Below are 13,559 nucleotides of genomic sequence, written 5' to 3'. Positions count from 1 at the left end.
ACAACTTCCCCTTCTCTTCAACACGGACTTATCAACAAAAGGCGGTGTGGAAAACCAGTCTGTGGACAAATTCGAGGGTAACTTGGCCAAAAATGGCGTGGGGAAATGGGGATAAATTGGACCGGGGATCAAGTGGGGAGAAGTTATCCCGCCAGTACACAGGCACCTACAGGGCTTGTCCCGCGGCCTGCACAGGGGTTATCTCCAACTTAGCATTGACTCTAACCTATTGATTTATATGAATTTTTAAGACTTATACCGCAAACTGGAGGCACTAATAAATACAACCAATACAAAAACCTATTCATTCACAATGTGTATAGATTGATTATTTAAAAAAGAATCCCTGGGCAGTTTTTCAACCGCTGGTCACGCATTTCAGGGCACAAATTTTTTGGCTACAGCATTTGCTGTCGTTCACCCACTGGCTATAAAATGTGCGCCCCTTTTTCACCGCCTGTGGCAACAGCTATGGATTTCCCCCGGACCTATGACGTGATTGTGATCGGTGGCGGCCACGCCGGCACTGAGGCCTCGCTGGCGGCGGCGCGCATGGGAGCGGCCACCCTGCTGCTGACGCACAATATTGAGACCCTTGGGCAGATGTCCTGTAACCCCGCCATCGGCGGTATTGGCAAGAGTCATCTGGTAAAGGAAGTAGACGCCCTCGGTGGCGCCATGGCGGAAGCCACTGATCGTGCCGGCATCCAGTTTCGCGTGCTGAATGCCCGCAAAGGCCCCGCGGTACGGGCCACCCGCGCCCAGGCGGACCGCGCTCTGTACCGCGCAGCCATCCGTGGGATTCTGGAGAACCAGGAAAATCTGGAAATTTTCCAGCAGGCCGCCGACGATTTGATTGTCGAAGGTGAGCGGGTGGTTGGTGTGGTAACCAACGCGGGAGTGCGCTTTCGTGCCAAGACGGTCGTCATCACCACGGGCACCTTTCTCGGCGGCCGCATTCATATTGGCCTCGAAAACCACGCCGGCGGTCGCGCCGGAGATCCCCCTTCCATCGCTTTGGCGGAGCGCCTGCGGGAGCTGCCCTTCCGTGTGGAGCGGCTGAAAACCGGCACTCCCCCACGTATAGACGCCCGCTCGGTGGACTTCTCCGGTCTGGAGGAACAGTGGGGGGATAGTCCGACCCCGGTGATGTCTTATCTTGGCAGCCGCGACCAACACCCGCGCCAGGTGTGCTGCTGGATCACCCATACCAATCTGCGCACCCACGAAATCATTCGCGGCGGCCTCGACCGGTCCCCCATGTACTCCGGTGTTATCGAAGGTGTAGGCCCCCGCTACTGCCCGTCCATCGAGGACAAGGTGCAGCGCTTCGCCGACAAAGACAGCCACCAGGTGTTTATCGAGCCGGAGGGGCTGAGTACAAACGAGCTCTACCCAAATGGTATCTCCACCAGCCTGCCCTTTGATGTGCAGCTGGATCTGGTGCACTCGATTGCGGGCTTTGAACGGGCACATATCACCCGCCCCGGCTACGCCATCGAATATGACTTCTTCGACCCCCGAGACCTGCTGCCGTCGCTGGAAACCAAATTTATTCAAGGTCTCTTCTTTGCTGGCCAAATCAATGGCACTACCGGTTACGAGGAGGCCGCAGCGCAGGGGCTGCTGGCTGGCGCCAATGCGGCGCTACTGGCACAGGAGCGCGAGGTCTGGTCGCCGCGCCGCGACCAGGCCTATCTCGGCGTACTGGTGGATGACCTGATCACCAGTGGCACCAAAGAGCCCTACCGTATGTTCACCAGCCGTGCCGAGTACCGCTTGCTATTGCGCGAGGACAACGCAGACCTGCGCCTGACCGAGACCGGACGCCAGTTGGGACTGGTCGGGGACGACCGCTGGGCGGCCTTCTGTGAAAAACGCGAGGCCATCGAGCGCGAGGAACAGCGCCTGCGGGATACCTGGGTACACCCGCAGACCCCCCAGGCCGCCGCCGTCGAAGGCAAACTGCCGCAGCCGCTTGCGCGGGAGTACAGCTTGATGGATCTCCTGCGCCGCCCGGAGCTGGGCTACACGGATGTGGCGTCGCTGAAGGGAGAGCCGGTGGAAGATGAGCGGGTTGCCGAGCAGGTTGAAATATCCGCTAAGTATGCCGGCTATATCGATCGCCAACGGGAAGAGATCGAGCGGTTGCGGGCCTATGAAGACACACCCATTCCGGTGGACTTTGACTACAGCCAGGTATCCGGCCTTTCCAGCGAGGTCAAACAGAAGCTGGGCGAAGCGCGCCCGGACACCCTGGCACGCGCTTCCCGGATCCCCGGAGTGACACCGGCAGCGGTGTCACTGCTGCTGATCCAGCTCAAGAAGCGGGGCCTGCTGACGCGCAAAAAAGCCGTATAACTGTTTCGCGGGAGCCGATGGGGGCATTCCCGCAGCTGATAACAATACCTCTCGGGGTTTATAGGGGAGAATCTACAATTTCTCTGCAAATGGAAGCATTTCGCCCGCGATTGGTTGAGGCGGCGTCACAACTGTCGGTCGAGTTGAGCGCTGTCCAGCAGGACCAGCTGCTGCAGTACTTGGCGCTTTTCGCGCGCTGGAATGCCGCTTACAACTTGTCGGCAATCCGCGATCCGCAGCAAATGCTCGAGCGGCACATTATCGACAGTCTAAGTGTGGTCGACCTCTGCGGTGAGGGACCGCTTATCGATGTGGGAAGCGGCGGCGGCCTCCCGGGCATACCGCTGGCGATCGCACATCCGGAGCGGCCGGTTACCCTGCTCGACAGCAACGGCAAGAAAACCCGCTTTCTGTTTCAGGTGGCCTGTGCGCTGCCGCTGCCCAATGTGCAGGTGGTAAACAAGCGCGTGGAAGCCTTCGCACCGGAGGAAAAGTTCGCCGCGGTGGTCTCCCGGGCCTTCGCATCCATCGCTGATATGGTGCTTGTAAGTGAGCACTTGCTGTCAAGCGAGGGTAGGTTTTACGCGATGAAAGGCAAGTTGCCGGAAGATGAGTTGAGTGGACTCCCAAAAGGCATTAAGGTCGAGCAGGTGCGCCCCCTGTCGGTACCCGGTTGCGACGCGGATCGCCACCTGATCGTACTCCGCCGCGAGGCAACGCGCGGCAATCCGGCGTAGACCCTGCGCCCGTGGAAGAATCGAATTTGCGAGACCCGAGCACTCCCTTTGCAAGGAGGATGAGTGCCCTTGATGCCGGCTTTTCGCGGCGACACCTGAAGAGCTCGGGGAGAGCGCTTTTCGGGAGAATATAGGACAAGAACCTTGAGCAAGATATTTGCAGTGGCCAACCAGAAAGGGGGGGTGGGCAAGACCACCACCTGCGTCAACCTGGCCGCATCCCTGGTCGCCAACCGGCGCCGGGTCCTGTTGATCGATCTCGACCCCCAAGGCAATGCCACCATGGGCAGCGGCGTCGACAAGGGGGAACTGCAACTGTCCGCCTACGATGTGCTCGCCACCGAGCTGCCGGCGCGCAAGGCGATCGTCACCACCGAAAGCGGCTACGACCTGATGCCGGCCAACGGTGACCTTTCCGCCGCGGAGGTGGAACTGCTGGAAATAGACGGGCGCGAGTCCCGACTGCGCCGCGCCCTGCGCGATGTCCGTGAAGATTACGACTATATCGTGGTGGACTGCCCGCCATCCCTGAATATGCTGACGGTCAACGCCCTCTGTGCCGCCAACGGCGTACTGATTCCTATGCAGTGCGAATACTACGCGTTGGAGGGGCTCTCTGCGTTGATCGATACCATCACCCAAATACAGCGCGCAGCCAACCCCGAACTGAAAATCGAGGGCATACTGCGCACCATGTACGACCCCCGCAATAGCCTGACCAGCGACGTGTCCGAGCAGCTGTCTGAATACTTTGGGGAGCGCCTGTACCGCACTTGTATTCCGCGCAATGTGCGCCTGGCGGAAGCCCCCAGTTTCGGTAAACCGGCATTGGATTACGACCGTCATTCCAAGGGCGCTATTGCCTACCTGGCGCTGGCTGGCGAAATGACCCGCCGCCACGCGGCTAGTCAAAATAATTCCAATCCAGGCCGCCCGTCCGTGGCGGAAGCGGTTTAACAGAGGTATCGAGTTATGGCCGCCAAACGCAAGGGACTCGGCCGGGGCCTGTCCCACCTGATCAGTGACAATGCCAGCGAGGCCATCGCGGTTGCCACCGGCGAGGTGGATGCCAAGGCCGCTGATGGCGAACTGCGAGAACTACCGATTGAATACCTGCAGCGCGGCCGCTACCAGCCGCGCCGCGATTTTCCCCAGGAAACGCTACAGGAGCTGGCGGACTCCATCCGCGCCCAGGGCATAATGCAGCCCATCGTGGTGCGTCCCGTCGGAGAGCTCAAATACGAAATCATTGCCGGCGAGCGCCGCTGGCGCGCGGCGCAAATGGCGCAGCTGGACCGGGTGCCGGCGCTGGTGCGCGAGGTGTCCGACGAAGCCGCTATCGCCATGGCCCTGATTGAGAACATCCAGCGCGAAGACCTGAACCCCGTTGAGGAAGCGGTGGCGCTCAAGCGGTTGCAGGACGAGTTCCAGTTGACCCAGCAGGAAGTGGCCGATGCGGTAGGCAAGTCCCGCACTGCGGTGACCAACCTGCTGCGCCTGCTCAGCCTCACCAGCGAGGTGCGCACTTTCCTCGAGCGCGGTGATCTGGAATTGGGCCACGCCAAGGCTCTGCTGGGGCTGGCGGGTGAGACCCAGCGCGCTGCCGCGCGCCAAGTGGTCGAACGCGGCCTGACTGTGCGCCAGACCGAGGCGTTGGTACGTCGCCTGCAACAACAGGTGCAGAAACCGGCGCCGGCCAAGCAGAAAGAGGATCCGAATATCCGTCGCCTCAGCGAGCGCCTTGCGGAAAAGATCGGTGTGCCCGTCGCCATCGACCATAACGAGAAAGGGGTTGGAAAGCTGGTACTAAAGTACAACAGCTTGGATGAGCTTGACGGTATTCTCGCCCACCTGGGGTACAGTGAGGACTGAGTGCGCAACTGCGCCGGGAGGCCCGAGGGCTGTTCTGGCGCGTAACCCTTCTATTTGCTAACACTTACTACGCCGGCTACTTGCAAGAAAAAACACTGAAATTTAAACAAGTTGGCGACATTTGCCGGTTGAACCGTCCCGCAGCTTGCTCCATAATTCGCACGCCCAAAATTTGGGCGACAGCGCAAAAAATAACCTGAACAACAGGGCCGGCTAATCCCGCCTATGACAAAACCCCCGGTGTTGGTGATTGCCGCGGTGCAGCTGGTGCTTGTATCGCTGGCAGCTGCGGTTTTGCACTTTTACGGCAGACCGGTAAGCGCTCTCTCTGTATTTCTCGGCGGCGCCCTATGTGCGCTGCCCAATGCTTATTTTGGCCTGCGCGCCTTCCGCGAGAGCGGCGCGCGGGCAGCGGACCGGGTACTGCAAAACTTCTACCGCGGCGAAGTGGGCAAGTTTGTGCTGACCCTGACCGGCTTTGCCGTGGTTTTCGCGAGTATTAAACCTCTGAACCCGGCGGCAGTGTTTATCAGCTACGGCCTCTGCGTGATCCTGCAGTGGTTGCTGGCGGCGCGCTTGGTGCGTTGAAGCCCTTACGGCTCCGCAGACCGGTGCGGTGAACAAGAATTCACACTTTGCGATTGTTGAGGAACTATGGCTGGCGAAGCTCAAACTGCGACGGGGTATATTCAGCACCACTTGCAGAATATGGTTTTCGGCAAGCTGCCTGCGGGTTACACCCGCGCGGACGGCACCGTACTCAGTGAAAGTACCTGGACCATGGCCCACTCCTCCCAGGAGGCGGCGGATATGGGATTCTGGGCAGTTCACCTGGACACCTTGGGTTGGTCAATCGGCCTCGGGCTGCTGTTTTGTTTTCTGTTCGCCCGGGCGGCGAAAAAAGCTTCTTCCGATGTCCCGCGCGGCTTCCAGAGTTTTGTGGAGCTGGTGACCGAGTTTGTGGACAAACTGGTTAAGGAAACCTTCCCGCACCGAAACACTATGGTCGCCCCCATGGCGCTGACCATCTTCGTGTGGGTCTTTCTGATGAACCTGATGGACTTGGTTCCCGTGGATTGGCTGCCGATGGCTGCAGCCAAGATTTCCGGCAACGATCACCTCTTCTTCAAGGTCGTACCCACCACTGACCCCAACGCCACTCTGGGCATGGCATTGGCGGTATTCGCCCTGATGATCTTCTTCAGCCTGCGGGAAAAAGGGGCTATCGGCTTTATCAAGGAGCTGACCCTGCACCCCTTCCACACCGGCAAGTGGTACTTCGACCTGCTGCTGATCCCCTTCAACTTCCTGCTGGAGGCGGTGTCGCTGATCGCCAAGCCGATCTCTCTCGGTCTGCGGCTGTTCGGCAACCTCTACGCGGGGGAGATGATTTTCATCCTGATCGCCATCGTGTTCGGCGTGGGTGTACTGGGCTTTATCGGCGCTGGCCTGATGCATATGGGCTGGGCCATCTTCCACGTGCTGGTGATCACGCTGCAGGCGTTCGTATTCATGGTGTTGACCACTGTGTACATGGCCATGGCGCACCACCGCGACGAAGAGCACGAGCACGATCAGTGATCGCGCGTGAAACAGTTTGACAGTTAACCCTTTAATCAACCTTTACGACAACTCTTAAACCTTTACTGGAGAAAACAATGGAAGCATTAGGTCTGGTTTACATCGCAAGCGCACTGCTGATCGGTCTGGGCGCTCTGGGCACCGCCATCGGTTTCGGCACCCTGGGTGGCAAGCTGCTGGAAGGCTCCGCGCGTCAGCCGGAGCAGGCTCCCGCTCTGCAGGGCAAAATGTTCCTGATGGCCGGTCTGCTCGACGCCGTTCCGATGATCGGTGTTGGTATCGCCATGTATCTGATTTTTGCTGTAGCTCCTGGTCTGGCGTAATTACACCGTTCCAATTGCCCTTAACCCTTTTTAAAGAGCAAGAGGTGTCGGTGTGAATATCAACCTGACTCTTATCGGCCAGTCGATCACATTCCTGGCCTTCGTATGGTTCTGCTGGCGCTTCGTGTGGCCGCCGCTGCTCGGTGTGATGCAAGAGCGCGAGCAGAAAATCGCCTCCGGCCTGGAAGAGGCCGAGCGCGCGAGTAAGGATCTGGAGCTGGCGCGCCGCAAGGCTGCGGAGCAGCTGAAGGAAGCCAAAGAACAGGCCGCGGAGATTATCGATGGCGCCAACAAGCGCGCCAATCAGATCATCGAGGAAGCCAAGAATGCCGCCGAAGCTGAAGGCGATCGCCTGAAAGCAGCGGCCAAGGCTGAAATCGAACAGGAAGTTAACCGTGCCAAAGAGCAGCTGCGCAGCCGTGTGGCGACCCTGGCTGTGGCCGGTGCGGAGAAGATCCTCTCGGTCAATATCGACGCTCAGGCCCATGACGACCTGATCGAAAAACTGGCAGCCGAGCTGTAAGCGAGGAACCCCATGGCGGAACTCAGCACACTGGCCCGGCCCTACGCCAAAGCGGCATTCAGCTACGCGCAGGCAGCTTCCGACCTCAACGGTTGGAGCACTGCGCTGGCTACCGCAGCCGCGGTCAGCCAGAGCGAAAAGGTGCGTGAGCTGCTGGAGAACCCGCAGCTCACCAGCGAAGAGCGCGCAGACAAATTCCTGTCGATCTGTTCAGACGAACTCAGCGAGGCCGGTGGGAACTTTATCCGCCTGCTGGCGGAAAACCACCGCCTGTCGCTGCTGCCGGAAATTTCAGCGCTGTTTGAAGAGCTGAAGGCGCAGGCCGAGGCAACTCTGGACGTGGAAGTTATTTCCGCGCGTCCCCTGAGTGAGTCTCAGGCACAAAAGCTGACCCAGGCACTCAGTGAGAAGTTTGCGCGGGAAGTGCACCTGCACAGCTCAGTGGACGAGAGTCTGCTGGGCGGCGCGATTATTCGCGCTGGCGATACCGTGATCGACGGCACGGTGCGCGGACGGCTGGCCAAACTCGCCGAGGCGATGAACTCCTAAATTACCTTCCCCGCGCGCCGAGGCTCGCGGGGAAATCGAGGAACAGAGCATGCAGCAACTGAATCCCTCCGAGATCAGTGAAATTATCAAGAGCCGCATCGAAAGTCTCGATGTGAGCACCCAGCCCCAGAACGAGGGCACCATCGTATCCGTTTCCGACGGCATTATCCGCATCCACGGCTTGGCCGATGTGATGTACGGAGAAATGATTGAATTCCAGGGCGGTGTCTACGGTATGGCGCTGAACCTGGAGCGTGACTCCGTGGGCGCGGTGATCCTGGGCGACTACAAATCCCTGGCCGAAGGTCAGAAATGCCGTTGTACCGGCCGTATTCTGGAATGCCCTGTCGGTCCGGAACTGCTCGGCCGCGTCGTGGATGCCCTGGGCAACCCCATCGACGGCAAGGGCCCGCTGAACACCAAACTGACCGATGCGGTGGAAAAAGTGGCGCCGGGCGTTATTGCCCGTCAGTCCGTGGATCAACCGGTTCAAACCGGTCTGAAAGCCATCGATACCATGGTGCCGATCGGCCGCGGCCAGCGCGAGTTGATTATCGGTGACCGCCAAGTAGGTAAGACTGCTGTGGCCGTCGACACCATCATCAACCAGAAAGGTACTGGCATTAAGTGTATCTACGTTGCAATCGGCCAGAAGCAGTCGTCTATTGCCAACGTAGTGCGCAAGCTGGAAGAGCACGGTGCCATGGAGCACACCATTGTGGTTGCCGCTGGCGCCGCCGACCCGGCTTCCATGCAGTTCCTGGCGCCCTATGTGGGCTGTACTATGGGTGAATACTTCCGCGACCGCGGTGAAGACGCCCTGATTATCTACGACGACCTCACCAAGCAGGCTTGGGCCTACCGCCAGATCTCCCTGCTGCTGAGACGCCCGCCGGGCCGCGAAGCCTACCCGGGTGACGTTTTCTACCTGCACTCCCGTCTGCTGGAGCGCGCAGCGCGCGTCAACGCCGACTATGTGGAGAAGTTCACCAATGGTGAGGTAAAAGGTAAGACCGGCTCTCTGACCGCGCTGCCGATTATCGAGACCCAGGCCGGTGACGTATCCGCATTCGTACCGACCAACGTGATCTCCATTACCGACGGTCAGATCTTCCTGGAAACGGATCTGTTCAACTCCGGTATCCGCCCTGCGATCAACCCGGGTATCTCCGTATCCCGCGTCGGTGGTGCGGCCCAGACCAAGGTGATCAAGAAGCTCTCCGGCGGTATCCGTACCGCTCTGGCCCAGTACCGCGAACTGGCGGCTTTCTCCCAGTTTGCCTCCGACCTGGACGAAGCTACCAAGGCGCAGCTGGACCACGGTGAACGCGTCACCGAGCTGATGAAACAGAAGCAGTACACCCCGCTGTCGATTGCCGAGATGGCTGTTTCCGTGTACGCCGCTGACAAGGGTTACCTGAAAGACGTGGACGTCTCCAAGGTACTCGACTTTGAATCCGCCCTGCTCGCTTACATGAACAGCGAACATGCAGAGCTGATGGAAAAAGTGAACAGCACCGGCGATTACAACGACGAGATCGACGCTGCCTTCAAGGCTGCCATCGAGAAGTTCGTCGCCACCGGCAGCTGGTAAAGCGGCCGGCCCTGGAATCCCCGTGGCGGCGGTCTCTGACGGCGCCGCGGGAAACTGTCCAGCGAACAAGGTAACAGACTATGGCAGGCGGAAAAGAAGTACGCACAAAAATTGCCAGCATCAAGAGCACGCAGAAAATTACCTCCGCAATGGAAATGGTTGCAGCGAGTAAGATGCGCAAGGCTCAGGATCGCATGGCACTGGGGCGTCCCTACGCCCAACGCATACGCGCGGTGATCGGTCACGTCGCCAACGCCTCGGCCGAGTACCAACACATCTACCTGCAGGAGCGCGAGGTCAAACGGGTCGGGTTTATCCTGGTCTCCACCGATCGCGGCCTCTGCGGCGGTTTGAACATCAATATGTTCAAAGCGGCTATCCGCGAGATGCAGGCCTGGTCCCAGAAGGGGGCCGAAGTGGAAGTCTGCGCGGTGGGGAATAAGGCGGCCGGTTTTTTCAATGCCATCGGCTCCGCCGTGGTAGCTGCGGTACGCGACCTGGGTGACGAACCTCAGGCCAACCAGCTGATCGGCTCCGTCAAGGTGATGATGGACCGCTTCGCGGAGGGCGATATAGACCGCCTCTTCCTGGTGTCCAACGAGTTTATCAACACCATGTCGCAGAAGCCGCGGGTCGAGCAACTGCTGCCGCTGCCGAAAGACGACGACGAAATGCTCAAGCACGAGTGGGACTACCTCTACGAGCCGGATCCGAAGGCGCTGTTGGACGGCTTGCTGGCTCGCTATATCGAGTCCCAGGTGTATCAGGCAGTGGTTGAAAACAAGGCCTGCGAACAGGCCGCGCGCATGATTGCAATGAAGAGCGCCACCGACAACGCCGGTGAGCTGATCGACCAGTTGCAGCTTGTCTACAACAAGGCGCGCCAGGCGGCTATTACCCAGGAGCTGTCCGAGATTGTGGGCGGCGCTGCGGCGGTTTAAGGCGGCCGAAGACAGAATTTAAAGCTGAGGATCCGGAAATGAGTAACGGGCAAATTGTGCAAGTGATCGGCGCGGTCATCGACGTGGAGTTCCCGCGCGATGCCGTCCCGAATGTTTACGACGCACTGGTGTGTGAGGAAAAGAACCTCACCATGGAAGTGCAGCAACAGCTGGGCGACGGGGTGGTACGCGCCATCGCCATGGGATCATCCGAAGGGGTGGGCCGCGGACTGGCGGTGAAAAATACCGGGGCACCGGTTTCCGTGCCGGTAGGCCATGAGACCCTGGGACGCATCATGGACGTGCTCGGTAACCCCATCGACGAGTGCGGCCCCATCGGTGAAAAGGAGCGCGCCTCCATCCACCGCGCGGCCCCTACCTACGAAGAGCAGGCGAGCTCCACTGAACTGCTGGAAACCGGCATCAAGGTGATCGACCTGGTATGCCCCTTCGCCAAGGGCGGTAAAGTCGGCCTGTTCGGCGGTGCCGGTGTGGGCAAGACCGTTAACATGATGGAGCTGATCAACAACATCGCCACCGAGCACTCCGGTCTGTCCGTGTTCGCCGGTGTTGGTGAGCGCACCCGGGAAGGTAACGACTTCTACCACGAGATGCAGGAAGCCGGTGTTGTTAACGTCGAGGACTTCAGCAAGTCCAAAGTGGCGATGGTTTACGGCCAAATGAATGAGCCGCCGGGCAACCGCCTGCGCGTAGCCTTGACCGGCCTGACCATGGCGGAAAAATTCCGTGATGAAGGCCGCGACGTACTGCTGTTCGTCGACAATATCTACCGCTACACCCTGGCTGGTACTGAAGTATCCGCCCTGCTCGGCCGTATGCCGTCCGCGGTGGGTTACCAGCCGACTCTGGCGGAAGAAATGGGCGTTCTGCAGGAGCGTATCACCTCCACCAAGACAGGCTCTATTACCTCTATCCAGGCGGTATACGTACCGGCGGACGACCTTACCGACCCGTCTCCGGCCACCACCTTCGCGCACTTGGACTCCACTGTGGTACTGTCCCGCGACATCGCCGCCAAGGGTATCTACCCGGCCGTGGACCCGCTGGACTCCACCTCCCGTCAGCTGGACCCGCTGGTAATCGGCCAAGAGCACTACGAAGTCGCTCGCGGCGTGCAGTCCGTACTGCAGCGCTACAAGGAGCTGAAGGACATTATCGCCATCCTGGGTATGGACGAACTGTCCGAGGAAGACAAGCAGATTGTTGCGCGCGCCCGTAAGATTGAGCGCTTCCTGTCTCAGCCCTTCCACGTGGCGGAAGTATTTACCGGTGCGCCGGGCAAATACGTACCGCTGAAAGAGACTATTCGCGGTTTCCAGGGTATCCTGAACGGCGACTATGACCACTTGCCTGAGCAGGCCTTCTACATGGTCGGCACCATCGACGAAGCGGTGGAAAAAGCCAACAAGGCGAAGGGCTAAGCGACAGAGGCAGACAATATGGCCATGACAGTACATTGTGACATTGTCAGCGCCGAGCAGTCTCTCTTCTCCGGACTGGTGAAGATGGTAGTAGTGAGCGGGATCGAAGGGGAACTCGGTATCTCCTACGGTCATGCGCAACTGCTCACCGCGCTCAAACCCGGTCCGGTGCGCATCATCAAGGAAGATGGTGAAGAGGAAGTGCTGTTCGTCAGCGGTGGCTACGCAGAGGTGCAGCCGAATATGGTGACCATCCTCGCGGATGTGGCCGAGCGCGAAATCGACGAGGAGGCAGCGCAAAAGGCCCGCGAGGAAGCGGAACACGCCCTGCACAAGGCGCCTTCCGAGGTCGACTATGCGCGCATCTCCGCTCAGCTGGCCGAAGCCGAGGCGCGTCTGCGCACCCTGCAGGCGATCCGCAAGGCGGCTGGCAAGTAAGCGGTTCTCAAATTCTCTTAAGCGCTTGCTTGCAAGTTATCGAAAAAAGCAGCTTCGGCTGCTTTTTTTGTACCTGTTTCTTTTCTCTCTCCCCACAAATTTGTGTAATACCGCGTTAGTGCGTTTTGGTACCTGGTAACAATTTAACAGCGCCCAGAAAAAGTATTCGGAGATAACTGTGCATTCCCAATCCGAGTCCCGTATCGGCATTGCGCTCGGCAGCGGCGCCGCCAAAGGCTTCTCCCATATTGGGGTACTGAAGGCACTGGAACAGATGGGAATATTCCCCCATGTGGTGGCGGGTACTTCCATGGGGGCCTTCGTTGGCGCTGCTTATGCCGCCGGAAAGCTGGCGGCACTGGAAGATTGGGTGCGCCGACTGGATAACTGGCAAGTATTTTCACTGTTGGATATCAACTGGACTCTCAACGGCGGCGTGCTTGGTGGGCGGAAACCTTTCAATGCCTTTTTTGACAATATCGACTGCAAGCTGATCGAGGAGCTTCCCCTCCCCTTCACCGCAGTAGCCACGGACCTGCACAGTGGCCAGGAGATATGGTTGCAAAGTGGCAATCTGAGAGATGCGGTCAGCGCTTCTTGCGCCATTCCCGGGCTGCTGTCACCAAAGCGCTTGTCGGGGCGCTGGTTGGTAGATGGCGCAGTGGTTAACCCGATTCCCGTCGATGTCTGTCGCGCTATGGGTGCCACGCGAGTCATTGCTGTGGATGTTACCGAGGACGGGGTTTCCCTGCAGGATCGCCGTCAGGGGCAAGTGAAAAAGGTGCACAGTGAAGCCACCCCTCAGTTACAAGAGGAACCGCGTGAGGGGGAAGAGGTTGTGACAGAACAAACGAACCACAGCACTCTATCCTTCAATGGGCTGGTAGCTCAAGGCAAAGCCCATTTGGCTCAATTAACGGTGCGCCTATCGAAGCGCCACAGGGATGCGCCGGGCATGCTCGATACCATGACCTCGGCCATGGATATCCTCGAGCGGCGCCTAAAGCGGACACGGCTCACTGGCTCACCACCGGATGTTTTGATTATGCCCAAAGTGCGGGATATCAGCGGTATGGAATTTGCCCGTGCGGCCGAAGCGATAGAGGCTGGCGAAGCAGAGACACTGCGACTGCGCACCTGGTTAGAGGATGTGATATTGCCCGCATGATCTCCGTTGAGCGCTGGGTTGAAGGGAGTT

General features: G+C 59.2%; 14 protein-coding genes. All 14 read left to right on the top strand.

Annotation, left to right across the window (positions count from 1 at the left end; genetic code table 11):
* The first annotated feature begins 471 nt into the window (after positions 1-471).
* Positions 472-2,361 carry a tRNA uridine-5-carboxymethylaminomethyl(34) synthesis enzyme MnmG gene (gene mnmG / locus BM155_RS06415; protein ID WP_067157102.1) on the top strand — a complete coding sequence of 630 codons (1,890 nt, stop codon included), beginning with the start codon at positions 472-474 and terminating at the stop codon, positions 2,359-2,361.
* A gap of 89 nt (positions 2,362-2,450) precedes the next feature.
* Complete coding sequence (gene rsmG, locus BM155_RS06410; RefSeq protein ID WP_067157099.1) at positions 2,451-3,098, top strand: 16S rRNA (guanine(527)-N(7))-methyltransferase RsmG; 648 nt, start codon at positions 2,451-2,453, stop codon at positions 3,096-3,098.
* Positions 3,099-3,242: 144 nt separating this feature from the next.
* Positions 3,243-4,055, top strand: a complete 813-nt coding sequence (locus BM155_RS06405) for a ParA family protein (RefSeq protein WP_067157096.1) — start codon at positions 3,243-3,245, stop codon at positions 4,053-4,055.
* A gap of 15 nt (positions 4,056-4,070) precedes the next feature.
* On the top strand, positions 4,071-4,970 hold the full coding sequence (locus tag BM155_RS06400; protein ID WP_067157093.1) for a ParB/RepB/Spo0J family partition protein: 900 nt from the start codon (positions 4,071-4,073) through the stop codon (positions 4,968-4,970).
* A 225-nt stretch (positions 4,971-5,195) separates the two neighbouring features.
* Positions 5,196-5,558: an ATP synthase subunit I gene (locus tag BM155_RS06395; RefSeq protein WP_067157090.1), complete on the top strand. Its 363-nt coding sequence runs from the start codon at positions 5,196-5,198 to the stop codon at positions 5,556-5,558.
* Between the two features lie 66 nt (positions 5,559-5,624).
* Positions 5,625-6,551 (top strand): F0F1 ATP synthase subunit A, encoded by a 927-nt coding sequence (gene atpB, locus BM155_RS06390; RefSeq protein ID WP_067157087.1) that lies wholly within the window; start codon positions 5,625-5,627, stop codon positions 6,549-6,551.
* A gap of 77 nt (positions 6,552-6,628) precedes the next feature.
* Complete coding sequence (gene atpE, locus BM155_RS06385) at positions 6,629-6,874, top strand: F0F1 ATP synthase subunit C (protein WP_067157084.1); 246 nt, start codon at positions 6,629-6,631, stop codon at positions 6,872-6,874.
* A gap of 52 nt (positions 6,875-6,926) precedes the next feature.
* Positions 6,927-7,397 (top strand): F0F1 ATP synthase subunit B, encoded by a 471-nt coding sequence (locus tag BM155_RS06380; RefSeq protein WP_067157081.1) that lies wholly within the window; start codon positions 6,927-6,929, stop codon positions 7,395-7,397.
* A 12-nt stretch (positions 7,398-7,409) separates the two neighbouring features.
* A complete protein-coding gene (locus tag BM155_RS06375; RefSeq protein ID WP_074901788.1) occupies positions 7,410-7,946 on the top strand; it encodes a F0F1 ATP synthase subunit delta in 537 nt (178 codons plus the stop codon).
* Positions 7,947-7,995: 49 nt separating this feature from the next.
* Positions 7,996-9,540, top strand: a complete 1,545-nt coding sequence (gene atpA / locus BM155_RS06370; protein WP_067157075.1) for a F0F1 ATP synthase subunit alpha — start codon at positions 7,996-7,998, stop codon at positions 9,538-9,540.
* A gap of 80 nt (positions 9,541-9,620) precedes the next feature.
* Positions 9,621-10,481: a F0F1 ATP synthase subunit gamma gene (gene atpG, locus BM155_RS06365; protein ID WP_067157072.1), complete on the top strand. Its 861-nt coding sequence runs from the start codon at positions 9,621-9,623 to the stop codon at positions 10,479-10,481.
* A 38-nt stretch (positions 10,482-10,519) separates the two neighbouring features.
* Entirely contained in the window at positions 10,520-11,923 is a 1,404-nt protein-coding gene (gene atpD / locus BM155_RS06360; RefSeq protein WP_067157069.1) for a F0F1 ATP synthase subunit beta, read from the top strand.
* Positions 11,924-11,941: 18 nt separating this feature from the next.
* The gene (locus tag BM155_RS06355) at positions 11,942-12,361 is read left to right on the top strand and encodes a F0F1 ATP synthase subunit epsilon (RefSeq protein ID WP_067157066.1); all 420 of its coding nucleotides are present in this window, start codon (positions 11,942-11,944) and stop codon (positions 12,359-12,361) included.
* Between the two features lie 178 nt (positions 12,362-12,539).
* Positions 12,540-13,529 carry a patatin-like phospholipase RssA gene (gene rssA / locus BM155_RS06350; RefSeq protein ID WP_074901786.1) on the top strand — a complete coding sequence of 330 codons (990 nt, stop codon included), beginning with the start codon at positions 12,540-12,542 and terminating at the stop codon, positions 13,527-13,529.
* Positions 13,530-13,559: the final 30 nt, after the last annotated feature.

The organism is Microbulbifer thermotolerans, from assembly GCF_900112305.1.
GTDB classification, from domain to species: Bacteria; Pseudomonadota; Gammaproteobacteria; order Pseudomonadales; family Cellvibrionaceae; genus Microbulbifer; species Microbulbifer thermotolerans.
The sequence above is the reverse complement of the archived record's forward strand: the minus strand, read 5'-3'. Positions and strand labels throughout refer to the sequence as shown.